At 69.5% G+C, this 26,765-nt stretch carries 27 protein-coding genes; 4 read left to right on the forward strand and 23 right to left on the reverse strand.

The window, feature by feature from the left end; genetic code table 11:
- Nucleotides 1-234 precede the first annotated feature (234 nt).
- Nucleotides 235-1,269, reverse strand: a complete 1,035-nt coding sequence (locus tag bpln_RS22990) for an AraC family transcriptional regulator (RefSeq protein ID WP_226993765.1) — start codon at nucleotides 1,267-1,269, stop codon at nucleotides 235-237.
- On the opposite strand from bpln_RS22990, the gene bpln_RS22995 reads away from it, so the two are divergent.
- Nucleotides 1,223-1,954 carry an SDR family oxidoreductase gene (locus bpln_RS22995; protein WP_055140100.1) on the forward strand — a complete coding sequence of 244 codons (732 nt, stop codon included), beginning with the start codon at nucleotides 1,223-1,225 and terminating at the stop codon, nucleotides 1,952-1,954. The genes bpln_RS22990 and bpln_RS22995 overlap by 47 nt on opposite strands.
- A gap of 48 nt (nucleotides 1,955-2,002) precedes the next feature.
- Here bpln_RS22995 and bpln_RS23000 read toward each other — a convergent pair whose 3' ends face one another.
- Genes bpln_RS23000 through bpln_RS23075 form a run of 16 tightly spaced genes read right to left on the reverse strand, consistent with a single transcriptional unit; the run spans nucleotide 2,003 to nucleotide 17,872 of the window.
- Nucleotides 2,003-2,800, reverse strand: coding sequence for a phosphodiesterase (locus bpln_RS23000; protein WP_055140101.1), 798 nt, complete (start codon nucleotides 2,798-2,800; stop codon nucleotides 2,003-2,005).
- Between the two features lie 37 nt (nucleotides 2,801-2,837).
- The gene (locus tag bpln_RS23005; RefSeq protein WP_055140102.1) at nucleotides 2,838-3,620 is read right to left on the reverse strand and encodes a TIGR01458 family HAD-type hydrolase; all 783 of its coding nucleotides are present in this window, start codon (nucleotides 3,618-3,620) and stop codon (nucleotides 2,838-2,840) included.
- A 49-nt stretch (nucleotides 3,621-3,669) separates the two neighbouring features.
- Nucleotides 3,670-5,310, reverse strand: coding sequence for an alkaline phosphatase family protein (locus bpln_RS23010; protein ID WP_055140103.1), 1,641 nt, complete (start codon nucleotides 5,308-5,310; stop codon nucleotides 3,670-3,672).
- A complete protein-coding gene (locus tag bpln_RS23015) occupies nucleotides 5,307-5,891 on the reverse strand; it encodes a dephospho-CoA kinase (RefSeq protein ID WP_055140104.1) in 585 nt (194 codons plus the stop codon). The genes bpln_RS23010 and bpln_RS23015 overlap by 4 nt, the downstream gene beginning before the upstream one ends.
- Nucleotides 5,892-5,906: 15 nt before the next feature.
- Nucleotides 5,907-6,965: a hypothetical protein gene (locus bpln_RS23020; protein ID WP_055140105.1), complete on the reverse strand. Its 1,059-nt coding sequence runs from the start codon at nucleotides 6,963-6,965 to the stop codon at nucleotides 5,907-5,909.
- An 8-nt stretch (nucleotides 6,966-6,973) separates the two neighbouring features.
- On the reverse strand, nucleotides 6,974-8,116 hold the full coding sequence (locus bpln_RS23025; RefSeq protein ID WP_055140106.1) for a hypothetical protein: 1,143 nt from the start codon (nucleotides 8,114-8,116) through the stop codon (nucleotides 6,974-6,976).
- 19 nt (nucleotides 8,117-8,135) lie between these two features.
- Complete coding sequence (locus bpln_RS23030) at nucleotides 8,136-9,314, reverse strand: hypothetical protein (protein WP_055140107.1); 1,179 nt, start codon at nucleotides 9,312-9,314, stop codon at nucleotides 8,136-8,138.
- 15 nt (nucleotides 9,315-9,329) lie between these two features.
- Entirely contained in the window at nucleotides 9,330-11,189 is a 1,860-nt protein-coding gene (locus tag bpln_RS23035; protein ID WP_055140108.1) for a PEP/pyruvate-binding domain-containing protein, read from the reverse strand.
- Nucleotides 11,190-11,227: 38 nt separating this feature from the next.
- Entirely contained in the window at nucleotides 11,228-11,845 is a 618-nt protein-coding gene (locus bpln_RS23040; RefSeq protein ID WP_042627574.1) for a dCTP deaminase, read from the reverse strand.
- On the reverse strand, nucleotides 11,842-12,360 hold the full coding sequence (locus tag bpln_RS23045; RefSeq protein WP_042627575.1) for a dCTP deaminase: 519 nt from the start codon (nucleotides 12,358-12,360) through the stop codon (nucleotides 11,842-11,844). The genes bpln_RS23040 and bpln_RS23045 overlap by 4 nt, the downstream gene beginning before the upstream one ends.
- An 18-nt stretch (nucleotides 12,361-12,378) precedes the next feature.
- Nucleotides 12,379-13,386 carry a fatty acid desaturase family protein gene (locus bpln_RS23050; protein ID WP_042627576.1) on the reverse strand — a complete coding sequence of 336 codons (1,008 nt, stop codon included), beginning with the start codon at nucleotides 13,384-13,386 and terminating at the stop codon, nucleotides 12,379-12,381.
- 34 nt (nucleotides 13,387-13,420) lie between these two features.
- The gene (locus bpln_RS23055) at nucleotides 13,421-14,518 is read right to left on the reverse strand and encodes an SDR family oxidoreductase (RefSeq protein WP_208459446.1); all 1,098 of its coding nucleotides are present in this window, start codon (nucleotides 14,516-14,518) and stop codon (nucleotides 13,421-13,423) included.
- A 1-nt stretch (nucleotide 14,519) separates the two neighbouring features.
- Nucleotides 14,520-14,984 (reverse strand): type II toxin-antitoxin system RatA family toxin, encoded by a 465-nt coding sequence (locus tag bpln_RS23060; RefSeq protein WP_042627578.1) that lies wholly within the window; start codon nucleotides 14,982-14,984, stop codon nucleotides 14,520-14,522.
- 11 nt (nucleotides 14,985-14,995) lie between these two features.
- Entirely contained in the window at nucleotides 14,996-16,255 is a 1,260-nt protein-coding gene (locus bpln_RS23065) for an aspartate aminotransferase family protein (RefSeq protein WP_055140110.1), read from the reverse strand.
- Complete coding sequence (locus tag bpln_RS23070; protein ID WP_208459445.1) at nucleotides 16,252-16,809, reverse strand: DUF6031 family protein; 558 nt, start codon at nucleotides 16,807-16,809, stop codon at nucleotides 16,252-16,254. Before bpln_RS23070 ends, bpln_RS23065 begins: the two co-directional genes overlap by 4 nt.
- Before the next feature lie 10 nt (nucleotides 16,810-16,819).
- On the reverse strand, nucleotides 16,820-17,872 hold the full coding sequence (locus bpln_RS23075; RefSeq protein ID WP_063891321.1) for a DUF6001 family protein: 1,053 nt from the start codon (nucleotides 17,870-17,872) through the stop codon (nucleotides 16,820-16,822).
- Between the two features lie 511 nt (nucleotides 17,873-18,383).
- Here bpln_RS23075 and bpln_RS36000 point away from each other — a divergent pair.
- From bpln_RS36000 to bpln_RS23085, 3 genes are read left to right on the forward strand one after another with little or no spacing between them, the layout of a single operon-like run.
- Nucleotides 18,384-18,584, forward strand: a complete 201-nt coding sequence (locus tag bpln_RS36000; protein WP_141755035.1) for a hypothetical protein — start codon at nucleotides 18,384-18,386, stop codon at nucleotides 18,582-18,584.
- Nucleotides 18,581-19,693 carry an alanine racemase gene (locus bpln_RS23080; protein ID WP_055140112.1) on the forward strand — a complete coding sequence of 371 codons (1,113 nt, stop codon included), beginning with the start codon at nucleotides 18,581-18,583 and terminating at the stop codon, nucleotides 19,691-19,693. The genes bpln_RS36000 and bpln_RS23080 overlap by 4 nt, the downstream gene beginning before the upstream one ends.
- Before the next feature lie 32 nt (nucleotides 19,694-19,725).
- Nucleotides 19,726-20,058 carry a DMT family transporter gene (locus tag bpln_RS23085; protein ID WP_042627583.1) on the forward strand — a complete coding sequence of 111 codons (333 nt, stop codon included), beginning with the start codon at nucleotides 19,726-19,728 and terminating at the stop codon, nucleotides 20,056-20,058.
- A 52-nt stretch (nucleotides 20,059-20,110) separates the two neighbouring features.
- Here bpln_RS23085 and urtE read toward each other — a convergent pair whose 3' ends face one another.
- The 6 genes from urtE to bpln_RS23115 all read right to left on the reverse strand — a co-directional run bounded on the left by urtE (nucleotide 20,111) and on the right by bpln_RS23115 (nucleotide 26,751).
- A complete protein-coding gene (gene urtE, locus bpln_RS23090; RefSeq protein WP_055140113.1) occupies nucleotides 20,111-20,803 on the reverse strand; it encodes an urea ABC transporter ATP-binding subunit UrtE in 693 nt (230 codons plus the stop codon).
- Nucleotides 20,804-20,813: 10 nt separating this feature from the next.
- Nucleotides 20,814-21,644, reverse strand: a complete 831-nt coding sequence (gene urtD / locus bpln_RS23095) for an urea ABC transporter ATP-binding protein UrtD (RefSeq protein WP_042624043.1) — start codon at nucleotides 21,642-21,644, stop codon at nucleotides 20,814-20,816.
- Nucleotides 21,641-22,819, reverse strand: a complete 1,179-nt coding sequence (gene urtC / locus bpln_RS23100) for an urea ABC transporter permease subunit UrtC (protein ID WP_055138121.1) — start codon at nucleotides 22,817-22,819, stop codon at nucleotides 21,641-21,643. Before urtC ends, urtD begins: the two co-directional genes overlap by 4 nt.
- A 4-nt stretch (nucleotides 22,820-22,823) precedes the next feature.
- Nucleotides 22,824-24,437 carry an urea ABC transporter permease subunit UrtB gene (gene urtB, locus bpln_RS23105; RefSeq protein ID WP_080937074.1) on the reverse strand — a complete coding sequence of 538 codons (1,614 nt, stop codon included), beginning with the start codon at nucleotides 24,435-24,437 and terminating at the stop codon, nucleotides 22,824-22,826.
- 87 nt (nucleotides 24,438-24,524) lie between these two features.
- Nucleotides 24,525-25,835: an urea ABC transporter substrate-binding protein gene (gene urtA, locus bpln_RS23110; protein ID WP_055140114.1), complete on the reverse strand. Its 1,311-nt coding sequence runs from the start codon at nucleotides 25,833-25,835 to the stop codon at nucleotides 24,525-24,527.
- Nucleotides 25,836-26,034: 199 nt separating this feature from the next.
- On the reverse strand, nucleotides 26,035-26,751 hold the full coding sequence (locus bpln_RS23115) for a GntR family transcriptional regulator (protein WP_055140115.1): 717 nt from the start codon (nucleotides 26,749-26,751) through the stop codon (nucleotides 26,035-26,037).
- Between the last annotated feature and the right edge of the window lie 14 nt (nucleotides 26,752-26,765).

Genomic DNA, 26,765 nt, shown 5'->3' on the forward strand with positions numbered 1-26,765 from the left:
GTCGAATCACCATCCGCGGGTTGCTCCACCCGTTGGACTTCCCGTTCAACGTGATCGAGAGGCAGGGAACGATGGCGGGTTCCGCTGTCGCGAGCATCGGCTTTGGCTGGTGATATCGGCCGGAAACGGATGAATGCGCGCATCCGCTTTCCGCCGGTCCGGTCGAGCGCGCAACCGCTGCCGTCATGTGCCGGGGCGCGCGATCGTCAGACGCCTGTTTGCGCGGCGACCTCGTTAACCCGACGGCTTGCCGTCGCCACGCGGCGTAGTCGCGAACGCGCGGCGATAGGCATGCGCGAACGCGCTTTGCGACGTATAGCCGACCGTGAGCGCGACTCGCGCGACGTTGTCCTCGCCGTTGGCGAGCATGGCGCGCGCCCGCGCAAGTCGCCAGGACCTGACGTAATCGAGCGGCGGCTTACCCACCGTCCGCGTGAAGAGAGACGCGAACGCCGACCGCGACATGCCGGCCGCCGCCGCAAGGCGCGCGACCGTCCAGGGCTCCGCGATGTCATTATGGATAAGGGCAAGGGCGCGACCCAGCCGCGGCTCGGCCAGCGCGTCGAGCCAGCCGGCAGGGACCGGGCCGACGGTGCGTGCGCGGATCGCCTCGATCATCAGAATTTCTGCAAGCCGGGTAGTCACCGTCTCCGATCCAATCGCATCGCGCGTGATTTCGGCATCGAGCGATTTGAGTACGGCGGCAACGCTTGCCGCCGCCCCGAGGGAGTGCGGGACGACCGCAAACACCGGGAGCATATCGAGCAGGAATCCGGCATTGTCTCGCGCCAGCGTGATGCCTCCGCCCAGCATGACCGTGTCGTCGCCATGCAGGCGCAGCTCGTGCAACGCCATCCCTTCGTAGTACTGCATGCCATCGACGGGCGGCACGCCGGGGCGGCTGGAGACGGTATAGGACGTACGCCCGATCAGGCAGACATCGCCGGCATCAAGAAACTCTCCAGTGCGGCCGGGAAGTTCGATCCAGCAGGCTCCCTTCAGGACGGCGACGAATTTCAGGCGCTCCCGCTCGGGAAACGCGAGCGCCCAGTCCCCCGCAGCTTCGAGCCGCGTCGGGCGCGTGGCCCGCGCGTCGAGCAGTGCAAGCACGTCGGAAAGCGGATCGCGCGAGGATTTGGACGATTGCGACAAAATCATGGTGGCGTGAGCATAGACCATCTTTTGATGTCGATGTTTAATTTCGACATCAAAGGAGAAGGACATGAACGACACGAAGGTTATTGCGATCACCGGCGCGAGCAGCGGCATCGGGCGCGCCACCGCGCGCTTGCTGGCAAGGCACGGGCACGCGGTCGTGCTCGGCGCCCGGCGCGAGGCCGCATTGGCGGATCTGGGCGCGGAGCTTGACGACGCCGGGGGACGGGCAAGCTACTGCGTGACCGACGTGACACGTCGCGCCGATCTCGAGGCATTGGTGGCTCACGCCGTTGCCCGCTTCGGGCGCCTTGACGTGATGGTGAACAACGCAGGCATCGGCCCGATCTCGCGCTTTGACGCGCTGCGCGTGGCCGATTGGGATGCCATGATCGACGTGAATCTGCGCGGCACGCTATACGGCATCGCGGCCGCGCTGCCCGTGTTCGCGAGGCAGGGCAGCGGCCACGTGATCAACGTGATATCGACAGCCGGGCTGAAGATTCTGCCGACCATGGGTGTGTATGCCGCGACCAAAAACGCCGTGCGCACCGCGACCGAGGCGCTACGACAGGAAGCCGGGCCCAACCTCCGTGTTACCGAGGTGTCTCCGGGCGCAATCGACACCGACTTCGGAGAGTCGATGACCGATCGCGAAGCGAAGGCCGCGGTCGAGCGTCGTTTGAAAGCGATCGCGATTTCGCCGGATGCGATCGCGCGCGGTATCCTTTTTGCCATCGAGCAGCCGCCTGAAGTGGATGTCGGCAGCATCGTCATCCGGCCGACCGCGCAGGACTGAAACCGGGGCGGGCCGGTTCGGGGAGCCGCCTCATCCCCCTCCGGCGGATCAGGCAAACGGATAAGGTCCTTCAAACCGCCCCACATGGCTCAAGTGGCAGATCGAAGGCTTCCCGGGCGTCCAGTAATGAAGCAAGAACGCCGGCGGCTCGAGATACGAAGCCGGCTGCGCGTCGGGCAGCGTACGCAGCGCGATCTGCGTGACGGTACTGGGGCAGGTCACCACCGGCACGTTGCCCACGCGCGTCTGCATCGAGCGATGCACGTGTCCGGCCACCACGCGCTCGACGTGCGAATGCGCCGCCAGCGTCGCCGTAAAACGATCGATATCACGCAACCCGTAAATGTCCAGATACGGAATCCCCGTGTCGAACGGCGGATGATGCATGGCCACCATGGTCGGCCGGTCGCGGCAAGCCCGCAATTGCGCATCGAGCCAGTCGAGCGCGTGCGAATCCAGCCCGCCGTGATGCCATCCCGGCACCGACGTATCGAGCGCGATGATCCGCACCGCGCCGACGTCGATGGCGTAATGCAGCGGCCCCTGCGGCGGCAGATACGCGTGATCGGCAAACGCGCGACGCAGGTTGTCGCGATGGTCGTGGTTGCCGGGCATGACGGCGAACGGGATCGCCAGCGGCGCGAGCAGGCGTCGCAACATGGCGTATTCCTCCGGCTTGCCCTCGTCGGTCAGATCACCCGTCACGAGCACGAGATCGGGGCGCGGCACCAGCGCGTTGAGGCTCGCGATCGCCCGTTCCAGCATGGCGTTCGAATCGACGGCGTCCTGATACAGCACGCCCTCGGGCCGGACATGAACATCGGAGATTTGCGCAATGATCGTCATTTACGGGTTCCGTGACGGACAGGACAGGGAGGCGGGTTCAAACGCGACGCGCGCCGGATCGATCGAGCCACGCGGGCAAATCGGCGATGCTGTCGAGCACGCTGTCGATCGACCCGGCATGCTGGTCGAGCCACTCGGGGCGATGCTTGCCGGTCCTCACGTGCAGCGCGTGGGCACCGATCGCGCGCGCGCCGGCCATGTCGGTGGCGATATCGTCGCCGATCACGACGGCGCGCTGCGCGCTGGCGCCGAGTTCGCGCAGCGCGGCCTCGAAGAACACGCGCGACGGCTTGCCGGTCACGACGGCCTGCGTCCCGGCGGCGGCCTCCAGCCCGACCACGAACGCGCCGCAGTCGAGCCGCTCGCCGTCCACGTCGAACCAGAACAGGTTCTTCTGCAGCGCGATCAGCGAGGCGCCGCCGCGCAGCATGCGGAACGCCCGGTTCAGCGTCGCGTAGTCGAACGCGTCGCCGATGTCGCCGATCACGACGAAGTCGGGCTGCACGTCGTCGATGGCGACCGCCTCGAACGCGGCCCGCGCGCTGTCGGGAACGATCAGGTGGCAGCGCTTGCCGGGCTGGGCCAGCAGATGGCCGACGCAGGCGGTGGTGGCGGTCAGGATCTCGCCGGCCTCGACCTCGATGCCGGCCTCGCCCAGTTGCGCGGCAAGCTCGCGCGGCGTCTTCGCGGTGATGTTGGTGAGCAGGCGGATGCCGAGCCCGGCATCGCGCGCGGCCCGCAAGGCGGCGGCCGCGCCGGGCAGCGCCGCGCCGCGATGCAGCAGCGTGCCGTCGATGTCACAGAGAAGCGTATCAATCATTGCCGGAATTCCTTCGTTGTCTGAGCTGCGTTTATCGAAGCGGCGTCTGTCAGGGGCTCGGCATGTCGTCCCGGCAGACGAGGGGAACGATGTCGGGCAGGTTCAGCGCGGGCTGGTCGGGAAGGCCGATCGGCTCGCCGCCGGCATCGACGAGGATGCCTTGCAGCCACGGATCGCGCGACCAGACGGCGTGGTCGCCGCCCTTGCGGCTCGGCTGCACGAAAGGCATCGCGCGCGCGAAGCGCAGCCGCGTGCCGGCGGGCGCCTGCCAGTAGCATCGCATCAGCCAGCCCTCGATGCCGGGCGGCTCGCCGGACACGGCGGCCGGCCCTTCGAAATGATGCCAGCCGGCGCGCATCGATTCGGGCAGCGCGGCGCGCCATGCCTCGATCAGCGTCCCGGGATCGAAGCCGCATGCCGCGAGGCGGCCGGGATGCAGCATCACGAGGCCGTTCTCGGCGGGGTGGAGCAGCGCGGCGGAGCGCGCGAGGTCGGGCTGGCCGGCGTCGTCGCGGATCAGCACGCCGGCCTGCTCGAACCACGCGTTCGGGAACAGGTCGTGGTGGACGGGCGCCATGCCGTGATCGGAATGCGCGATGCAGCGCAGCGGCTCGGGCGAGGCGGCGAGGCAGGCGTCGATCAGCTCGTCGATCCAGCCGAGCGCGATGTCGAACAGGGCCTCGCCGAGCGGCGCCCACGGCTGGTCGGGCCGGCACGGCGCCAGGTACTTGAGCAGATGGTGCGAGAGCAGATCGATGGCGGGATCGTAGCCGATCACGCAATCGGCATCGGCGGCGCGCACGGCCGCGACGACGTCGGCCGCGAAGCTGTCATGCACGACGCGCATCAGCGCGACGAGCGCGTGCTCGGCCGCGCCGGTGCCGCCTTCGTCGAGGCGCCGGCCGAGCCGCCCGCTGCCGTAGAGGCGGCCCGGATCGCCGGTGGCGAACGCGGCGCCGCCCTGCATCGCGCGCGATCCCGCCGGCGCGCCCTGCACGTCGATGGCGCGGTAGCCGAAGCTGATCAGGGTCGGCTCGCCGTCGATCCGCATCGCGTGCAGTGCAATGGCCCGGAACGCGTTGCCGTGCGGTACGTGCGCGGCGAGCGGCAGCGCGAGGCCATGGTTGATCGCCAGATGGCGGGGCGGCGCGGCCGAGCGCGGATCGTGCAGCGTGATGCCGTCGTCGCGGGCCTCGACGCGCAGGTCGATGTCGAGCGCGGGAATCGACAGGCGGCCGCCGTCGCGCACGGTGTCGGGCGCCACCGAGAAGCTGCCGCCGTACACGTCGGTGCGGCCCACCAGCGCCGCGCCGAGCCGCCCGGGCTGCACGAACGGCACGGCGCACAGCCGGAAGCGCGTCGAGCCGGCGGCCCAGCGGTCCCAGACCATCGGGATCTCGCGCGGCCATGCGCTGAATCCATCCGCGACGGCGAGCGGATCGCCGGGCGCGGGCGCCGGCAGCAGGTAGCCGGTCAGGCCGTGCCGGGCGACGTCGGTGCCGCTGAAGATCGAGAACAGCGAAGGCGGCGTCTGGCAGTTCGGCGAGAGCGGCTGCAACGGTATCGCGCGCCCGCCGAGCAGGCAGCGCGTCAGGGTCGAGTCGGGCCGCCGCGCGGCCAGCATCCGGACCAGCCGCCACGACAGCCCGTCGATCAGCAGCCACACGAGCCGCGAGCGCGCCGCGCTCATGCGGCGGCCCGCGCGGCGGTGTCGAGCAGGCAGCCGGCGAGCGCGTCGACGTGGCCGCGCAGCACCGCGAGCGTGCCGTTGTTGGGCACGACGTAGTCGGCGCGAATCCGGCTCATCTGCTGGTCGAGCGGGCTGTTCTCGACGATCGACAGGTCGCGGCGGCCGTGCAGCCGCATCGCGCGCAGCGCCGGCGAGGTGGCGATCTTGACGATCGCGAACCCCTGCTGGCGCAGATAGGGCCAGTCGGTGGCATCGTCGCGCAGATCGTCGTTGATGACGATGTCGGCCTCGCAGCGATCGAGGCGCCGCGCGAAGTTCTTCACGAGGCTCTGCCGGTCGATGCGGCGCAGCTCGGTGGCGATCTGCTCCAGCAGGCGCTGGTCCTGGGCGCCGTCGTGGACGTCACGGCACGCGGCGTCGTAGAACGCGCGTTGCAGCGCGTAAAGCGGCGTGGCGAGCTTCAGTACCTCGACGCGCCTGCCGGCTGCCTCGAACGCCTGCCCGAGCAGGGCGGCGGTCGTGCTCTTGCCCGAGCCGCTCGGCGCGACGAGCGCGATGCGAAGGCCTGACTGGATCGACATCGTGGCTCTCCCGGGCTAGCTGAGGACGGACAGGCGCGGCAGGCCGAGACGCGACTCCCAGCGCACGCCGGCGAGTGCCCCGGCGAGCGCGGCGGGGATCGTGTCGCTGAAGTCCACGCTCGCCACGGCGGCGGGCAGGCCGTGCCAGGTCGAGGTGATGAAGCGATGCGGCCATTCGAACAGGCCCGGGGCACGCAGCGCGAGCGCGATCTGGTCGGACCCGAGCGCATCGATCCGGAACGGCCCGGGCGCGCTCACCTCGGGCAGGCAGACCGAGCCGAGCCAGCCGCTGCCGGCGTCGCTCGATGCGAGCGCCCGGCGCATCGCCTCGGGCGGGCAGAGGCGCTTGTCGGTATCGGCGACGGCCGGATCGGCGGCGACGGCGGCGAGCCCCAGCTGTTCGGCGAGCTCGGGATGCGAGCGCAGCGTGCCGACGCCGACGTGCGGATAGTCGGGCCAGCCGCGCGCGCGCACGCGGCCGTCCACGACGTCGAGCAGGAGCTTGTCGCCCGAGAAGTAGAGATACTCGCCGGAGGCCACCAGGTCGAGCATGGTGGTGGTCTTGCCGGCGCCCTTCACGCCGCCGATGGCGACGATCTCGCCCGCGCGCGTGGCCACCGCGGAGGCATGCATGATGGCGGTGCCCTTCCATTGCTCGACCAGCAGGCCGTAGTAGCGCACGAGTTCGATCAGGTGGATGAACGCGTTCGCGGCGCCGTAGAAGTCGACCTGGCGGCGTGCCGGCTCGATCCGGTAGCCGACCCGCAGCTCGGGATCCCAGGCGAGCAGGACGCCCGCCTCGCGCGCGAGGAACACGCGCAGCGTGAAGCCGGGCGCGGTGGTCTCGCGGATGGTGGCGGGCGTGGTGCAGCGCGTGATCCACGCCGCCTCGAAGGCGTCGGGCTCGTGCAGCGCGAGCCGCAGGTCGATCTCGGGCACGGCCGCGCCGTGCGGGGCGGGCTCGCTGAAGTATGGCGCGAGGAATTGCGTGAGCCGCGTCACCAGCGCCGGATCGGCGCGGTGCGGCGAGAGTTCGAGCGTATAGCGTTGGTTGGACAGCAGCACGGTTCGCATGGATGGCCTCACGGGATGGATCGGTCGGCGCCGGCGGCCTGCAGGAACGCAAGCATCGGCCGGGCCGGTTCGGCAACGAGATGCCGGGAATGCAGGAAGCGATGCACGATCGCGGAGAGCTCCGCGAGCTCGTCGGCGATCGTGGCGGGATCGGCTTCGCCGCGCGTCTTCTGGAAGCGCAGGCTGCCGCGCGAGGTGCGCGCGGGGGGCGCGTGGTCAGCCTCGTTCGCGTGGCTCGCCACGCAGGTCTCGAACACGACGCTGAAGATATGCCCGCTGCGCGTCGACTCGCATTCGGTGGAGAACGCGACGCGGCGGTAGCCGCCGATCGCCTGCAGCGGCCGGTCCACGACGCTCGCGAGCGACTCCGCGAACGGCGCCTCGATGCGCGCCTCGACGCGGCTCGCGGGCTGCCGCGCATCGGGCGCGGCCCGGAACACCTGGGCGAGCGACAGCTCGAATTCCTCCTTGCGCTTGCGGCTCCAGTGCTCGACCCAGACCTCGCCGGCGGGGATCTCGCGGCAGGCGGTGACGTCGTGGTCGAGCAGGCGGAACTCGTCGCCGCTCTGCGCGATGAACGGCGCGGCGCGGCCCGAATCGAGCGCGCCGTACCAGGCCTCGCCGAGCGCGCGCGGCGCGTCGAGGCCCGCGAACTCGAAGCGCTCCTCGAAGACGGTGTCGCTGAAGGCGTAGCGGCACTCCCAGTTGTTGACGGCGAGCCGGTTCGCGCGGAAGGCCCGCAGCAAAGCGTCGGGAAGCGCGCCGCGGCCGGCCGGCTGCGCGATCGCGTGAGGCGGGCGCACGAAGGTGGCGCGATGCGTGTCGAGGCGCGTGAGCAGGTGGGTGATCTCGACTCGCGCGTCCGACAGCACGGCGATCGCGAGCGGGATGCGCTGCCCGTGCAGGTTGAGGCAATCGAGGCTTGCCTCGGGCGGCGCGGCGGCTTCGATGTCCCCCGCGTTTCCGTTGCCGCGCCAGCGCGCCAGCACGCGCCGGGCGCCGCGCAGGTCGGCGACCGAGGTGGCCGCGCCGTGCATCATGCCGCCGGGCTCGATCGCGAGCAGCGGCGGGTCACCGTCGTCGAACGGCGTGTCGTGGCGAAACTTCCAGCTGCCCAGCAGGATGACTGGGGTGGCGGTCATGAACGTCATGTCGAGGCTCCCGGGGCGCTCACGCGGCGAGCGCGCTCACTTCGCGCGCGAAGTCGAGTTTCGAATAGAGGTCGTGCTGGAAGCCCGGCTCGTGTCGTTCGAGGAACTGCTCGACCACGCCGGAGATCCGTTCGAAATCGCGCTCGATCTCGCGCAGCGGCTTGAAGGTCCGGCTACGGCAATACTCGACCTCGATCTGGGCGAAGCCGGCCCGCCCGTCGAGGCTCAGGCAGACGTCGAAATACACGCCGAAGCCGTTGCCGGTGGCGAGCGATTCGAGGTTCACGTCGATCCGGGTCCGGCGGAACGGCTGCAGGCGCCGCACCGTGGCCGGCGTCATGGCGCGCGCGTGCTCGCCGATCGACGCGAACGCGATCGCCTGGTTGGTGGTGAAGTCCTCGCGGCGCAGCTCGGCGTTCTCGACGAACCATTTGCGCTTGACCGCCATCAGGCCGTCGGCCTGCGGGATGAACGAGATGTAGCCGGCTTCGGCCGGGTCGCCGATCACGTCGAAGATGTGCGATTCGTAGTCCATGGTCTGGAAATCGCGGTCGATCTCCAGCACCAGATCGCCGAGGCGACCCTCGCCGACGGCGGCATGGAACGCCGTCGCCAGGCGCCACATGTCCGGGATGCGCCGCGAGGTGAACTTGCGTTCGAGTTCCATCTCCGGATGCCAGCGCGTGTACCAGCAGTCGTCGCCGAGCAGCGCGCGAACCGCCGCGGCGGCCTCGCCGGCGCGTTGCGCGGCGGCGCTCGCCTGCGCCCAGGCCAGCGGGTCGAACGGCGGCAGGTCGAGCAGGTGCAGGAACAGCGCGCCGGCCTCCCCCTCGTGGATGTAACGGTACACGCCGACTTGCGCGTCGCGCCGGACCAGCGCGAATTCCACGCATGGCAGCGCGCCGGCCAGCGCCGGGTCCAACTCGCCGAGTCGCGTGCGCGAGGCCTGCGTGCGGCGCCGCTGGGCGGCGTTGAAGATCTGGAAGTCGAACCCGGCGGGATGCTGCGCCACTTCGCGGCGGTTCGCGGTCGTGAGGCTCAGCAGCTGCAGCGTGCCGCTCGGGATGAACAGGCCGTTGTCGCCGTGCCGCGCGAGCGGCGCGGCGAGTTCGGCGATCGCGACGAGCGCGGCCGGCGCCGTGGAAACGGGCGCGTTCGCGTCGAACAGCAGCAGGCTGAGATCGGCGGGCGTGGTCATGGCGATCGGCTCCGCTCAGGCGGCCTGCGCGGCGGCGAAGCTCACGCGCGCGCCCGACAGGCCAAGGTGGTAGAGGCGGGCCGATTCGACGGCCGGCACGCCGTGCTCGCGCAGCAGGATCGACAGGTGGCACAGCATCGAGGCCTGCTCGAACACGAAGCCGCGCGCATGCGGGATCAGCGCGGCCAGCGCCGCGTAGGGCCGCGGCGATACGACGATCGCCTGTCCGCCATGCTTGCGCAGGTCGGCTTCGAGCCGCGCCAGCGCCGGGCCGAGCGATTCGGCGCTGGGGATCGCGTTGATGGACACCGTGGCCGACACGCTGACGTCCTCCAGATGGCTGTCGGTGCCGACCACCACCGGCAGGCCGGCGGCGAAACCGGGGGAGATGATGCGCAGCTCGTCGTCCTCGTCGAGGACGGCGAGCGTGGCGAGCGGCGAGAAGTCGATCAGGTGCAGGCCTCGTTGCGTGCGCACCCATTCGAGCTGGATCGGACCGAACCGGTCGACCGCCTCGTGGGTGATGGCGAACAGGCGCTGCGCGTCGTCGACGCCGGGCGTCGCGCCGCCCGACAACGTGGCGGTCGAGGTGGTGGCGATGCCGCGATTGATCGCGAGCAGCCCGTCGGCCGACCATTCGCAGACCACCGAACCGTCCTCGCAAGCCTGGGTGATCAGGCCGCTGTCGCCGGCCACGAATTCCCGCACCACGAAGTTGCTGGCCGATTCGCCGAGCAGTTCGTCGAGCCGCCCCGGCAGGGCCTCGCGCGGCAGGATCTGCTGGCGCACGGCATCGGAGAAATCGAGCACGACGGTGGGCAGCGTGAACCGCGCGAGCCAGGCGTCGCGCCGCTCGCGCGCGCTCGCGAAGCCGGCGCGATTGGCGCGGACCAGCATCGCGTTGCCGGCCGGCACGCCGTGCAGCGCGGCGAAGTCCGCGAGCGGCTTGCGCTTGGAGCGGAAATACTGGGCGAACGCGGGCAGCGGGCGGAAGCCGGTCAGCGCGTCGTCGTCGGAGGCGTAGAGCGGCACCCACTCGAAGCACGGCCCCGCGTCGACGGCGCCGGCCACGGTGGTGATCGGGCGCGCCTGCAGCAGCCACAGGCGTTCGCCGTCGGCGGCCCATTCGATGTCGGCCGGCGCGCCGATCGCGTCGGCCGCCGCGCGCGCGAGCGCGGCCACGTCGCGCAGCAGCGGGTGGTGCGCCTCGAGGCCGGCCGCGTGAAGCTGGCCGTCCTCTGTGAGCCGGGCCGCGCGGCCCTTCTCGGCACCGGACACCATCGCGTCGCCGAGCGATTCGACCAGTTCGATCCAGGTCTGCGGCTTCCCGGTCACGGGGTCGGCGCTGAACGCGACGCCGGCCACGCGCGCCTCGACCATGCGCTGCAGGATCACGGTCATGCCGATCCGCATGCCGGCGTTGCCGGCGCGCACGCGCTCGACGATCGCCGCGCGCGAGACGCCCGAGCGCCAGACCTCGAGGATCGCGGCCTTCAGCGCGTCGAGGCCCCGCACGTCGAGCCGGGTCGAGAAGATGCCGGCGAAGCTGTGGTGCGCGCCGTCCTCCACGCTGGCCGAGGAACGCACGGCGAGCCGCGCGTCGCCCGCGAGCCCGGCCTCGTCGAGGCGCCGCCGCAGGTGGAGGTCGGCGTGCTCGTTCCAATCGAGTTCGGCGAGCGCCTCGATGCGCGCGATGTGCTGGTCGAGGAACGCCGCCGCGGTCACCTGCACGGTGCGCAGCAGCTCCGCGATGGCGGCCGCGCGCTCGTCGTAGTCGCGCCAGAGCATCCGGAAGTCGGCGTCGGACAGCGCGGTCAGGGTGGGCACCGGCAGGTGCCGGCCGAGCGCGTTCAAGGTGTCGTATTTGCTGGTCATGAGGCTGGCAGGATCAGGTGAAGGGGCGCCGGCGCGGCTCAGGCCGGCAGGCCGGTGGCGGCGTGTACGACGTGTGCCGCCTCGTCGGGCTCGAGTTCGGGCGCCGGGGCCGGCGAGACCGGAGAGGCCGGTGCGGCCTGCCGGTAATCGAGGAAGATCCGCGACGCGAACGCCTCGGTCGCGCCCTGGTACTTGCCCGTGTAGAGCTTGATCTCGCCCTGCACGCGCCAGAACATCATCTGCCCGATGTTCATGCCGGCGTAGACGCGAATCCGGTTCAGCGCGAACAGCTGGATGGTCCAGCGCCCGACGAAGCCGATGTCGCCGAGCGGCGCCGACAGGTTGATGAACATGCCGAGCCGCGCGATCGACGAGCGCGCCGCGTAGGTCGGCACGAAGCGCGTGCTGCCCATCGTCTCGACGGTCGCGGCCAGGTACAGCTTGCGCGGCTCCAGCTCGTAGCCCTGCGGGCCGATCACGATCTCTCGCGTCGGGGCCTCCTCGCGCACGTCGATCACGCCGTCCTCGTACACCTTCATGCGTTCGTGCAGGCGGAAGTTGTAGCTGTTGGGATTCACGTTGTCCGGCAGGAACGGATGGATGACGATGTCGCCCGCCTGCACGCGCTGTTCGATCTCGGTACCGGTCAATATCATTTGCGATCCTGAATGATTTTCGATGCAACGACGTTATCGGAACCCCGATAGCGCCCCGTGTAGGGCGTGGGCACGCCCAGGTTGGACCAGAAGCACACCTTCGCGACCTTGGTGCCGGCATAGACGCGCACCGGCTGGGTGACGACGATTTCGAGCGTCCAGCAGATCACCGCGCCGGTATGGCCGAGCGGGGCGCTGGTTTGAATGAACATGCCGCACAACGCGGTCGAGAGGTTCGCGTACAGCTCGCTGGCGAAATCCACGCCGCCGATCCGCTCGGCGGTGGCGCCGAGATAGAAGCTGTTCGGCTGCAGCACGAAGCCCTCGTCGGGGATCGTGTGCTCGACCACGTCGAGCGGGTCGTGCGGATCGATGCGCGAATCGCGGTATTCGAGCAGGGTGGGGCCGAGATGGCAGCCATACGAATTGACTTCGAGATGGCGCGCGTCGAACGGCTCGATCACCAGGCTTCCGGTGTCGAGCATGCGATGGATTTCGGGGCCGGTCAGGATCATGGCGGGACGCGCTCCGTGTCAGGGGAAACGGCGGACGACGGGCGGCGCCGGGTACAGCTCCGCCAGCATCGATGCCCGGCCCAGCAGGTAGCCGTGCGTGCGGCGCGCGGCGGCGGAGTCGGGGAACTGCGCGGCCAGCCGTGCCTGCAGCGCGCGCAGCCGGTAGCTGGGCACCTGCGGGAACAGATGGTGTTCCCAGTGGCAGTTGATGTTGCACGGCGCGAACAGCATCCGTTCGAGCGGCCCCGGCGCGACGCTGCGCGCATCGTTCTGCACCGGCCGCGCGGCGAGTCCGGCATGCTCCGACAGGCTGCGGATGCGCAGGATCGGCGGCAGGAAGAACACCATCGGCGCGAGCCAGTACAGCACGATGCCGAGCCACGCGTGGGCGAGCGTGGCGAGGCCGGCCACCGCCACCGCGAATGCCACGAAGCCGCGCCGCTCGATCCGGCTGGTCCGGTCGTGCCGGCCGAACAGGCCGAACACGCCGAAGCTGTCCATGCTGCGCAGCGACTGGAGCGTGGACAGGCCCGTCACGTCGCGCAGCAGCGCGCGCCACAGATGCGCGCGGCTGGGCGGCGCGAACGCGTCGGCGTAGTCGGGATCGTCCGGCGTGTTCAGATGGCGGTGATGGGCCAGGTGATGCGCGCGGTAGCGCGAGGTGCTGATGGTGAGCGGAAACGTCAGCAGCAGGCTGGCGAGCAGGTCGTTGCGGCGCTTGTCGCGGCTCAGCAGGTAGTGCGACGCGTCGTGCATCAGCACCAGCAGCGCGTGCTGGCGCGTGGCGATGACGATCAGCGCGAGCACCGTGACGGGGATCGAGCCGGCCTGCTCGGCGATCGCGATCGCGGCGCCGGTGACGATCCACTGCCAGGCGATCTGCCGCGCGCAGTGCAGCGGCGCGAGCGCCTTCAGGTCGGCGGCGAGATGCGCGCCAGCGGCCGCGAGCGTGCCGCGCCGCGCGGGGCGGGCGGCGGCTGCTGCTGCTGCGGCGTCCGGCGAGGATGCCGGGGACGGCTGGTTCATCGAGGATTCTCCCGTGAATGCATGGCGGCCGTGCTCAGGCCACGCCGGCGGCGAGCTGGCGTTTCAGGCCTGCCTGCGCGTCGGGCGCGTGCGCGAGCCAGTAATCGACGGCGAGCGGCAGGAACCGTTCGCCGTCCGGCGCGGCGCGGGTCGTGTTCAGCGGCGCGCGCACCGTCTCGCTCTCCGCATAGACGCCGTAGATCTGCAGCAGCCGCTCGAAGTAGCGAAAGTCGCCCGTCGAAATGCCCTCGGGGCGCCAGGTCGAGAGCGAGCGCTTGAGGAACGCCCACTGCCGCATGCGCAGGATCGGCACCGGCGCGAGCGCGGGCAGGCCGGCGGCGCGGCGCGCGAGGTCGAGGCGCGACTCGATGAGCCGCACGATCCGCTCGTAGGACAGCCGCGCGTCGCCGGCCGCGGCGACCACGTCGGACGGCGCGGCGCCGGCCGCGCAGCGCAGCGTCAGCTGCACGAGTTCGCTCGCCACCCAGTCGATCGGCACGATGTCCATCAGGCCGTCGCGGTTGCCGACCAGGAACGGCGGCGCCAGCGAGGCGATGAAGCGGATCAGCGGATACAGGCCGTGGAAGCGGCCGATCGCGCCGTCGACGCTGTCGCCGACCACCAGGCTGCAACTGAATGCCGAGATCGGCATGGTCGCCTCGAAGCGCTCGCGCAGCGCCCGTTCGCCGGCCGCCTTGCTTTCCTCGTAGCCGTTGCGATAGACCCAGTCGTGCAGGCGCGTGAACGCGGTCGAGACGTAGACGAAGTGGGGCTCGCGCGCGACGCGCTCGACGAAGCCGGCGAAGCGCAGCGTGCCTTCCACGTTCATTTCGCGCATCTCGTCGAAGGACTTGTGCCAGGCGACGTCCGCCGCCAGATGCACCGCCACCGCGCGCCCGACCGGTGCCAGCGAATCGGCGGCCTCGCGCATCGAGGCCGCGTCGAGCAGGTCGCCCTGCACGAAGCGCACCGCGCCGCGCCGTGCCGGTGGCCAGGCGGCCTCGCAGGCGCGCGCCGCGGCCGCGGAGCGGACCAGCACGAGCGCGCGGCCGTCCGGGTGCGCGTGCAGCCAGTCGGCCACGAAGCGTTGGCCGAGCGCGCCGCTCGCGCCCGTCACGATCAGCGTTGCCATCTCAGCGCTGCGCATCGAGGGCCGCCGCGTGCCGCGCGTGGAGACGGTCGCGGATGCCGGCCAGCATCTGCTGGCTGTTGGCGCGGATCGCGCGCTCGCCGATCGGATGCAGCACGTCGGCCAGCGACGGGATGCCGATGTCGAACGTGACGCTCAGGTCCACGTGCAGGCCGTCGTCGCGCTCGACCAGCACCCACTCGCCGTACCAGGTTTCGAGGTCGCCGTCGGTCTGGTGGAATTCGATCCGTTCGTGCTCGACCAGCCGGTCGGCCTCGGTCCAGGTCAGTTCGCTGCCGTTGAGCAGCACGCGCCAGGTGCTGTGCATCTCGCCGCCGGCCGCGGGCGGCACCTGGACCTCGAGCACGTCCGGCATGAAGTCGGGATAGCGCGCGAAATCGGCGAGGATCGGCCACACGTCGGCGCGCTCGAAGCGGCCGAGGAACACGCTGTTGAGAACTTGGGGCATGGGTCGCTCCTTCAGGAATGGGTCAGGCGAACGGCGGCCTCGACGGCATCGCAAAAGCGCTGCAGGCCGGCCGCCAGTTCGTCGGGGGCGGTGAGCGCGCTCGGATACACGCGCAGCACGTTGGTCGCGCTCAGGCAGAACGCGATCAGCACGTCGCGGTGGGCCGCCTCGATCAGCGTCTGCGCAACCGGGCGGCTGGAGTCGAATTCGACGCCGAGCATCAGCCCGCGGCCGCGGATCTCGACCACGGCGGGGCAGGCGGCCAGCCGCTCGCGCAGGATCCCGAGCGCGAGCGTGCCGAGCTGCTCGACGCGGGCGAGGAACGCGTCGTTTGCGACCACCGACAGCACGGCCTGGACCACGGCGCCGGCCAGCGCGCTGCCCGCATACGACGAGGCATGCACCACCGGGTCACGGGCCGGCGCGCCGAACCGGCTCGTGTCGTAGACGGCCGCGGCCACCGGGAACACGCCGCCGCCGAGCGTCTTGCCGAACACCACGATGTCGGCCGGCGAGCCGCAGCACAGCACGCCGGCGCGGCCGAGGCCCGACTGGATCTCGTCGTGGATCACGAGCGTGTCGTGGCGCCGGCACAGTGCCGCCAGCGCGTCGAGGAAGCCGGCGTCCACCGGGCGGATGCCGCCTTCGCCCTGCACCGGCTCGCAGATCGCGGCCGCGATGTCGCCGTTCGCGAGCGCGGCTTCGGCCGCGTCGAGATCGCCCGCGTCGACGAACACGGCATCCTCGCCGTGCATCAGCGCCTCGTGGCCGCGATAGCCGTAGCTGATCGCCAGCGCGCCGGCGGTGCGGCCGTGATAGGCATGGGTGAGGGCGAGGATCCTGCGCCGGCCGGTCTGCATGCGCGCGAGCTTCAGCGCGGCCTCGATCGCCTCCGAGCCGCTGTTCGCGAACAGCACGCCGTTGCCGGGGCGGCCCACGCCGGCCACCAGCGCCTCGCCAGCGCGGATCGCCTGCTCGTTGGCGAGGATGCGGCTCGACAGGCCGATCCGGCCGAGCTGTGCGCCGAGCGCCTCGACCACGGCCGGGTGGCGATGGCCGAGCAGATGCAGCCCGAACGAGCCGAAATCGAGCCAGCGGCGCCCGGTGTCGTCGGTGATCCAGGCGCCGTCGGCCGAGTGCTCGGCCGCGGTCAGGCCGGCCATGCGCAGCATCAGTCCCTGCTCGCGGCCGAACAGCGCGCCGTAGCGCTCGGTGAACGAGGTCTTGCGCGCGAGCGCGGCGGCGCGCGACAGATCGGCGTGGCCGTTCATAGCGACCTCATCAGCGGGGCGAGGAACGACGCGTCCTGGCCGGTGAGCCGGCACAGCTTGTCCCAGGCGCGCAGCGTGCGCAGTACCTGGCCTTGCGTACCGGGCAGCAGCGGGTTGAACAGCTCGCCCGGGAAGGCCGCGAGCGCGGCGCGCAGCGTGTCGATCAGCGCCGCCGCGTCGTGGCCGTCGTGGGCTGCGCCGCCGCCGAGCCGGCGCACGGCCTCGGCGCCCGGCAGCATCGCGACTTCGGAGAGGCCGTATTCGGCGCACAGCGCGAACCCGTGCAGCTCGTCCGGCGCGATGGCGCCGGACAGGCGGTAGTCGATGTCGAGCAGCAGCTCGGCGATCTTGATGCGCAGCACGTCAACGACATCGGGCGTGTCGGCGGCGCCTTCCAGGTCTTCGATGTAGGCCTGCAGTTCGGTCATCAGCAGCCAGGCGACCGAGGCGAGCGTTTCGGCGAGGGTCGCGCCGGGGCGGAGCTGGCCGGCGGCCAGTTTCGGAAACCAGCGGATCGGCGGGGAGGCGGGGGGCATGGCAGTCATGGCAGTCATGGCGATCCACTCAGGAAAGGGAGTCCGTCAGCGAAAAACCGATCACGCCGGCGCGCGCGCCCGCCAGCAGATGTCGGGCCAGCTCGGGCGACACCGCGGCCAGATCGCGGGCCTGCGCCGTCAGCGACGCGGGCGTCTCGACGCCGGGCAGCAGGGCGGCGCGGCCGTCCTGCCGCAACACCACGTGGCTGCCGGGGAGGAACGGCGCGCGCTCCGGCTGGCGCAGCTTCGGTCGCAGCGTCGCGTAGGCCTCCTCGAAGCCGAAATCGGCGTCGGCAAGCTCGACCAGCGCGACGAGCCGCGCCGCGTCGGCTTCGGTAAGGCCGGTCGTGCAGGCCGGAAGCGTGTCGCGCCACAGCGCGTCGATGGCCTCGATGGCGGCGGCGTCGTCGCCGGCCAGCAGCGAGCCGGACGCGCGGCGCCAGCGCAGCCGCGTCCACTTCTTGTTCGATACGGTCCAGCCGCGCCGGGACAGCATGGCGTTCATCAGATGCAGCAGCGCGTTGGCGGCGTAGGCGCCGGCGCCGCGCGTCTCGCCGCAGCGCAGCGCGAGCAGCGCGAAGCCGGCGGACTGGCGGAACGCATCGAAGGCGGCCACCGCCCACATGCCGCCGAGCGCCGTGTGCCAGCCCAGGTACGGCACGCCGCGATCGGTCGCCACGCCGCTCACGATCCGCTCCAGATACTTGCGCGACACGGCCTGCGTGGCGTCCCAGCGCCGGTAGGCCAGCAAGGTGTCGAGCGGGCCGGCCGCGCGGTAATCGGCGAGCGCGCGCATCGCGGTCTCGACGTCGCCGGTCGCGAACGCCACGGTTTCGAGGTGCTGGCCGTCGTGATGGATCTGCGAGGCCATCGCGCCGCGATCATCGTCGGCCGCGGTAATGCAGATCAGGTCGATGTCACTGGCGGCATTGGCCACGCCATGCACCGGCGAACTGGTGACCAGCGTGCATTTCACGTCGTCGTATTGCAGTTTCGCGACGGATTCCAATGAAGCGAATGACAGGTTTCGCGAATCGAGAAATGCCTCGGCATTCCCGGAATGAAAAGCGCAATAGTCCATGACCTGAATCTCGTCGAGTCAATAGATTAACCGCGGCCAAACGCGAAATCGCGGGCCGGATTGCTGAATGCCAATATGAACGAATGCGCAGCGGCTACGCGCTATTCGGTCGAGGCGGATGTCGGAGGAGGATGGTGCGCAGCGAGGAACGGCCGGAATGCGCCGGGGCAATGGCCAAAAGCACGGCAAAAATTATTTTTGCTCATTTTCGATCTCTCAAGGTTCAGCCGGTGCGATGGATCGTGTCTGGCATCGTCCGTCGCAATCGAAATCATTGAGAGCAAAGCGTGTGCCAGGAAAAGGCGGGGAGCCTTGCATGCCGGGCCGGAAGAGGCCGCATGGCAGCGAGCGCGACCCGTCGATACGGGCCGCGCATTGCCACAAATTGTTAAATATTCATGTAGTTAGGATAACTTCTTGCCTGGTTGAAGGATCGTTTCGAGAGGTCGTGCCGGACATCGGTCATTCACGCCGGATTCGCTAATTACCGATTCTGACGGATGGTAATGTCATGAAGCGTGGCACCAAGCATGTGCGGTATTGCACGCTTTATTGGCAGTCAATTCATTTTTGCACCCAACTTGGGATTCCATCATGTGTACAAGAATTCCATATTGGATTTGATTCAATGGCGGTTTGCGGGAATTTGGAAAATGGCATGAAGCTTGCTGATGAAAACATTCCAATTCCAATTCCTGGGCCAGCGCGATGAATCTCGGAAAATACTTCAGCACGGATGCTCCCGATACGTTCTATACGATCGATCGGGACTGGATCACCCGCAATGCCCGGCTCTTCGGCGAGCAGTTCGCCGGCCGGGTCCTCTACGCGGTCAAGGCGAATCCGCTGCCGGAGGTGCTCGACGCGCTCGCGCGCGGCGGCGTCACGCACTTCGACGTCGCGTCGCTCGAGGAAGTCTCGCAGGTCGCGCGGGCCATACCCGGCGCGACGCAATACCTGATGAATCCCGTCAAGTCGCGCCACGCGATCGACGTGGCCTATCGCAACCACGGCGTGCGCGCGTTCGTGGTGGACAGCGAGACCGAGCTGCGCAAGGTGCGCGACGTGCTGCCGTCGTCCGATGCCGACATCATGATGTACGTCCGCTACGCGCCATCCGAATCGGGAGCGGTGTTCGACCTGCGCGGGAAGTTCGGCGCGGCCGTGGGCGACGCGGCGGCGCTGGTCGAGACGATCGGCGCCTCGACGCGCTGGGGCGTCGGGCTGTCGTTCCATGTCGGCTCGCAGGCCGTCGAATCGGCGCCGTATCTGACGGCGCTGCAGGACGCCGAGCGCATCGTCGGCGGCGTGGGCACGCGCGTGCGCAGCCTCGACGTCGGCGGTGGTTTCCCCGGCGTCTACCTGAACAGCAGCAGCGATACGGCGGCGCTGCTCGCGTCGATCAACACGCGGATCGAGGCGTCGCCGGCGCTGCGCCAGCTCGACCTGATCTGCGAGGCGGGACGCGGGCTCGTGTACGGCGGCATGTCCCTGTTCGCGCGCGTGCTGCTGCGGCGCGACGCGGACGTGTTCTGCGGCGCCGGGATCTTCGGTGGATTGTTGTCCGCGCAACAATGGCTGCAGTTTCCGCTGCGCGTATGGCGCCATGGCGAACCGTACGAGGGCGGCGAACAGGCCGCGTTCCAGCTGTTCGGCCCGACTTGCGACAGCATGGACCGGCTCGCGTTTCCGTACTCGCTGCCGGCCGACGTCAACGAGGGCGACTGGCTGGAGTTCCAGTCGGTCGGGGCGTATTCGGTGTCGGTGCGGGCGCCGTTCAACGGCTTCTATGCCGACGAGATCGTCGACGTGAGCCGCTGAGCGTTCACCCGCCAACCGAACGGAGTCCTGTCATGTCCGCGTATTTCGTCCTGGTGCTCGGCATCGTCGCCGAGGCCATGGCCACCCTGGCGCTCAAGGAGAGCGACGGTTTCGCCAAGCCCTGGCCGCTCGTGCTGGTGGTGATCGGCTACGGGGTGGCGATCACCTGCCTCGCCAATGCGCAGAAGGGCCTGCCCATGTCGCTGATCTCGTCGGCGTGGTCGGGCCTCGGCATCACGCTGGTGACGATCGTCGCCGCGTTCCGGTATCAGCAGATGCCGAATCTCGCCTCGGTCGGCGGGATCGCCATGATCATCGTGGGGATCACGATCGTGAACCTGTTCGGCACCGTGCGTGGCCATTGAGCGGGACGCGCCCCGCCCTCGGCGTCGTGCCGTGGGCGGGGCGCGTATCGGCTCACACCGCGATCAACTCGCGCACGCCGTTCTGTTCCATCTCGCTGCCCGCGCCGCCCGCCACGATCTCGCCGCGGCTCATCACCCAGTAATGGTCGGTGATCGAGCGCGCGAAATCGTAGTACTGCTCCACCAGCAGCACCGTCATCCCCGTCTCGTCAACGAGCTGCCGCAGCGTGCGGCCGATGTCCTGGATGATCGACGGCTGGATGCCCTCGGTCGGCTCGTCGAGGATCAGCAACTGCGGCTCGCTCATCAGCGCGCGGCCGATCGCCAGCTGCTGCTGCTGGCCGCCCGACAGGTCGCCGCCGCGCCGCGCGCGCATGTCCTTGAGCACCGGAAACAGTTCGTAGATCCGCTCCGGCACCTTCGACGGCGCCTTGCGGCTGGCCGCGCCCACCAGCAGGTTTTCCTCCACCGTCAGGCGCGGAAAGATATCGCGGCCCTGCGGTACGTAGGCGAGGCCGGCGGCCACGCGTGCGTGCGGCGCGAGCGCGTCGAGCGCGCGGCCCTGCCACGCGATGGTGCCGCGCCTGGCCGCCACCACCCCCATCAGGCAGCGCAGCAGCGTGGTCTTGCCCACGCCGTTGCGCCCGAGCAGCACGGTCAGCTTGCCGGCCTCGGCGCTCAGGTTCACGTCGCGCAGGATGTGACTGCCGCCGTAGTACTGGTTCAGCGATTCGATCTTCAGCATGGTGTGTCCTTCAGCGTCCGAGGTACGACTCGATCACGGCCTCGTCGCGCTTGACCTGATCGAGCGTGCCTTGCGCGAGCACCGCGCCTTCGGCCATCACGGTCACGCGGCCGGTCTCGCCCGCGAGCGCCGCGACGAACTCCATGTCGTGCTCCACCACCATCATCGAGCAGGTGCCGCGCAGCGTGTTGAGCAACTGCGCGAGTTCCATCGTCTCGTGGTCGGTCATGCCGGCGGCCGGTTCGTCGAGCAGCAGCAGCGCGGGCTGCTGCATCAGCAGCATGCCGATCTCGAGCCGCTGCTTCTGGCCGTGCGAGAGTTCACCCGCGAGCCGATAGGCGCTGTCCTCGAGCTTGATCAGTTCGAGCGTTTCCTCGATGCGGGCCTGCGCCGCGCGATCGAGCCGCGCGCGCAGCGAGGCGAGCCAGCCCTTGTCGGCCTTCATCGCCAGTTCGAGGTTCTCCCACACCGGGTGCGCCTCGAACACGGTCGGCTTCTGGAACTTGCGGCCGATGCCGATGCGCGCGATTTCGGGCTCGTTCATCCGCGCGAGGTCGATGGTCTGGCCGAGGAACACCTTGCCCGAGTCGGGCCGGGTCTTGCCGGTGATCACGTCCATCATGGTGGTCTTGCCGGCGCCGTTCGGGCCGATCACGCAGCGCAGCTCGCCCGCGTCGATCGCCAGCGACAGCTTCCTGAGCGCGCGAAAGCCGTCGAAGCTGACCTCGATGTCCTCCAGATAGAGGATCGTGCCGTGCGAGGTGTCGATCGTGCCCGGCTCGACCACGCGCCCCATCGAGGCCACGCCGCTCACGGTCAGGGTCGTGTCGTGGTCGCTCATCGGCTCGCTCCGCGTTTCAGCAGGGCCTCGACCAGCCCGACGATGCCGCGCGGCATCAGCAGCGGCACCAGCACGAAGATCAGGCCGAGGAAGAACAGCCAGTATTCGGCGAAGTAGGCGGTGAAGAAGCTCTTGGCGCCGTTCACGGCGAACGCGCCGAGGATCGGCCCGATCAGCGTGCCGCGCCCGCCCACGGCCACCCAGATCGCCATCTCGATCGAGTTGCCGGGCGACATCTCGCCGGGATTGATGATGCCGACCTGCGGCACGTAGAGGGCGCCGGCGATGCCGCACAGCACGGCCGACACGGTCCACACGAACAGCTTGTAGGCGAGCGGGCTGTAGCCGAGAAACATCAGGCGCGTTTCGCCGTCGCGCACGGCGGTCACCACGCGGCCGAGCTTCGAGGTGACGATCGCGCGCGCGGCGACGAACGCGAGCACCAGCGTGGCGAACGTCAGCAGCAGCAACACCGTGCGCGTGCCGGGCGTGGTGATGCCGAAGCCGGCGATGCGCTTGAAGTCGGTGAAGCCGTTGTTGCCGCCGAAGCCGGTCTCGTTGCGGTAGAACAGCAGCATCGCGGCGAACGTCATGGCCTGCGTGATGATCGACAGGTACACGCCCTTCACGCGCGAGCGGAACGTGAAGAAGCCGAACACCCAGGCGACCGCGGCGGGCGCGAGCACCACCAGCGCGAGCGCGACGCCCAGATGATCGGAGCCGCTCCAGTACCACGGCAGCTGCTTCCAGTTCAGGAACACCATGAAGTCGGGCAGGTTGCTGCCGTACACGCCGTCGTGGCCGATCTCGCGCATCAGGTACATGCCGATCGCGTAGCCGCCGAGCGCGAAGAACAGGCCGTGGCCGAGGCTGAGGATCCCGCAGTAGCCCCAGACGAGGTCGAGCGCGAGCGCGCCGATCGCGTAGCACATGAACTTGCCGGCGATCGTCATCGCGTAGGCCGAGAGGTGGAACGCGCTCGTCTCGGGCGCGACCAGCGCGGCGAGCGGCACGCCGATGCCGATCGCGAGGCACAGCGCGACGAGCGCGAGCCAGGCGCGGCGCGAGAGCAGCGGCGCGCGCGGCGGCAGGCCGAGCGCGAAGCCGGGCGCGCCGGCGGGCGAGGGCGTGGGCACCGTGGCCGGCGTCAGGGAGGAAGAGGTGATCGAGGTCATCGCGTCAAGCCTCCGCGCTGCGGCCCTTCAGGGCGAACATGCCCTGCGGGCGTTTCTGGATGAACAGCACGATCATCACGAGCACGGCGATCTTGGCGAGCACGGCGCCCCAGAACGGCTCGATCGCCTTGCTGACGAGGCCCAGGCCGAAGCCGCCCACCACCGTGCCGGCGATCTGGCCGACGCCGCCGAGCACCACCGCCATGAACGAATCGATGATGTAGTTCTGGCCGAGGTCGGGCCCGACGTTGCCGATCTGCGAGAGCGCGCAGCCGCCGAGCCCGGCGATGCCGGCGCCGAACGCGAACGCGTAGGAATCGACGCGCGCCGTTTTCACGCCGACGCAGGCGGCCATCCGGCGGTTCTGCGTGACCGCGCGCACGAACAGGCCGAGCCGCGTCCTGGTCAGCACGCCCCAGGCGACGGCCACCACCGCGAGCGAGAACGCGAGGATCACGATCCGGTTGTACGGCAGGATCAGGTTCTGCATCACCGTCACGCCGCCGCTCATCCAGGCGGGGTTGGCCACCTGCACGTTCTGCGCGCCGAAGATCATGCGGGTGGCCTGGATCAGGATCAGGCTCACGCCGAAGGTGGCGAGCAGCGTTTCGAGCGGGCGGCCGTAGAGATGGCGCAGCACGGTGCGCTCGAGCACGATGCCGACCAGGGCCGCGGCCGCGAACGAGGCCGGCACGGCCACCAGCGGATACCAGTCGAAGGCGCCCGGCGCGTAGCGCTGGAACAGCGTCTGCACCACGTAGGTGGCGTAGGCGCCGATCATCAGGAATTCGCCGTGCGCCATGTTGATCACGCCGATCAGGCCGTAGGTGATGGCCAGGCCCAGCGCGGCGAGCAGCAGCACGCTGCCAAGCGAGAGCCCCGCGAACAGCGTGCTGGCGATCTCGCCGCGCTCCTGCAGCGCATGCAGCGCGTCGAGCCCCTGCCGGGCGGCCTCGCGCACGCGTGCGTCGGGTTCGGCGTAGGCGCCGTTGGCCTGCTTCGCCACCAGCGGGCGCAGCTGCTCGATCATGTCGAGGTCGTGGCGCGCGGCCACCAGCTGCACCGCCTCGAGGCGCCTGGCCGGATCGGCGTCGTGCAGCGCGGCGATCGCCCACAGCGCGTCGAGCCGGCGCTTGAGCGTCGGGTCGGTTTCCTTCGCGCGGGCACGGTCGATCAGCGGTTTTTCCGAGGCGTCGGGATTCTTCAGCAGCGCATCGACGGCGGCCGTGCGCGTGGCGAGATCGGGCGAGGCGAGGTCGAGGCCGGACAGCGCGCTGGCGACCTTGCTGCGCAGCAGGTTGTTGAGCGTGACGGGCTGGGCGTCGCCGGGCGGCACCACGGCGCCCGAGAGCGCGTCGCGGGTGCTGCCGTCGTCGGCCTGCAGCAGCAGCGCGCCGCTGTCGGTGGCGAGCGCGGTGCCGTCGGCGAGCGCGTGCAGCAGCGCGACCGACGGCGCGTCGCCGGCCGCGGCGAGGTGATCGATGGCGGCGAGTTTCGCGTCGAAGTCGTCGCCGGCCAGCGCGGCCGTGTCGGCGGCCTGAAGCGCGAAGGCGGCGGGGCTGCCGAGGGCGCATGCCGCGCAAACCAGCAGCACGCGCGTGAAGGAGCGCAGGGTCATGGGAGGGATCCGTCGAGCGAGGACATCGCGGGACCGGCGGCGCGCGGCATGGACATGAAGCGCGCCGCCGGTCCCGGGGGCGGTGCTTTACGCGAGCGCGGCGGCGCGGCGGCGGCGCAGGAAATCGCCGATCGAGCTGACCACGTCGGGCTTGCCGGCGTTACCCGGGATGTACGGGCTCCACGGCTGCGCGCGGATCGTGGTCTTGGTGCGCCAGACCACGTTGAACTGCCCGTCGGCGCGGATCTCGCCGATCATGACCGGCTTGTGCAGATGGTGGTTGCCGTCCATCTCCAGCACGAAGCCCGACGGCGCGTTGAACTTCTGGCCGACCATCGCCGTGCGCACCTTGTCGACGTCAACGCTTTTGGCTTTCTCGACGGCCTGCTTCCACATGTGGATACCGACATAGGTGGCCTCCATCGGGTCGTTGGTGACGCGCTTGGCGCCGCCGGGCAGGTTGTTCTTCTTCACCCAGTCCGCGAACATCGCCTTGAACCTGGTGTTCTCGGGGTTGCGCAGCGACATGAAGTAGTTCCAGGCGGCGAGGTTGCCGACCAGCGGCTTGGTGTCGATGCCGCGCAGTTCCTCCTCGCCGACCGAGAACGCCACCACCGGCACGTCGGTGGCCTTGAGGCCCTGGTTGCCGAGTTCCTTGTAGAACGGCACGTTGGAGTCGCCGTTGATGGTGGAGATCACGCAGGTCTTGCCGCCCTGCGAGAAGGTGCGGATGTTCGAGACGATGGTCTGGTAGTCGCTGTGGCCGAAGGGGGTGTAGACCTCCTGGATGTCGGCGTCCTGCACGCCCTTGGACTTCAGGAACGCGCGCAGGATCTTGTTGGTGGTGCGGGGGTAGACGTAGTCGGTGCCGAGCAGGAAGAAGCGCTTGGCGGCGCCGCCCTCGGCGCTCATCAGGTATTCGGTGGCGGGGATCGCCTGCTGGTTCGGCGCGGCGCCGGTGTAGAACACGTTGCGCGACATTTCCTCGCCTTCGTACTGGACGGGGTAGAACAGCAGGCCGTTGAGTTCCTCGAACACGGGCAGCACGGACTTGCGCGACACCGAGGTCCAGCAGCCGAACACGACGGCGACCTTGTCCTGGGTGAGGAGGCCGCGGGCCTTCTCGGCGAACAGCGGCCAGTTCGAGGCGGGATCGACCACCACGGGTTCGAGCTTGCGCCCCATCACGCCGCCGGCCTGGTTGATCTGCGCGATGGTCATCAGCGCGGTGTCCTTCAGCGAGGTCTCGGAGATCGCCATGGTGCCCGACAGCGAATGCAGGATGCCGACCTTGATCGGACCTTTGTCGCTGCCCTCGGCAAATGCCGACGGCACCCTGGCCGCCATCCCCGCCATCCCGACTGCCGATGCGACCTTCAAGAACTCGCGCTTCTTCATGGATTGTCCCTCGTGGTGGAAAGTTGTATCTGGTCTTGGATACAAGACGTGATGCAAGAAGCAGCTTTCGTGCCACGAAGGGAAATTCGAGCGCGGGCGCGGAAATAAAAAAATAAACGGGGCCGCCGGGACCCGTTCCGATGCCGCTTCGGTGCGCGCCTACTTCAAATTGGTGCGGCGCGCCCGTTTGCGGTGAGCGTCACGCTTCCTCTCTCGCGTTGTAGCGCTCGCGCGCCGTCTGCATCATGTAGAGCGTGATGCGCTTCACCTCCGCCTGGCTCTCGGCGATGTGCGAGCGGATCATCTTCTGCGCGGCGGCGCCGTCGCCGGCCGTGATCGCGTCGAGGATCGCCGCGTGTTCCTGGTAGGTGGCGGCGATTCGCGGCGCCTTGGTGAAATCGAGCCGGCGGATGATGCGGATGCGCTCGGTGACGTCGGCATGCATGCGTGACAGCTCGCGGTTGCCGACCGCGGCGACGATGCCGGCATGGAAGCCTTCGTCGAACGCGGCGACCTTCACGCCGTCCTGCTCGCGCTTGCGCGCCGACACGCACCAGATCGCCCGCAGCGGATCGAGCTGGCCCACCAGTCCCTCGTCGACGATGCGCGCGATCGCGTTGGTCTCCATCATCACGCGGATTTCGTAGAGGTCTTCGAAGTACTTGAAATCGAACGCGCGAACCTGCCAGCCGCTCTTGAAGTAGACGTCGACATAGCCCTCGCGCTGCAGCCAGAACAGCGCCTGGCGAACCGGCGTGCGGCTCACCTGCATGCGCGACGCGATATCGCCTTCGCTGAACTTGTCGCCGGGCAGCAGGCGAAAGTCGAAGATGTCGGCCTTCAACTGCGTGTAGATCTGCACGGCCAGATTGTTCGCGTGCTTGGCCGGTCCGTCCGGCGCGCGGTTGTCCACCATGTCTGGTTCCTGGG

The sequence above is a fragment of the Burkholderia plantarii genome, from assembly GCF_001411805.1.
Lineage (GTDB): Bacteria > Pseudomonadota > Gammaproteobacteria > Burkholderiales > Burkholderiaceae > Burkholderia > Burkholderia plantarii.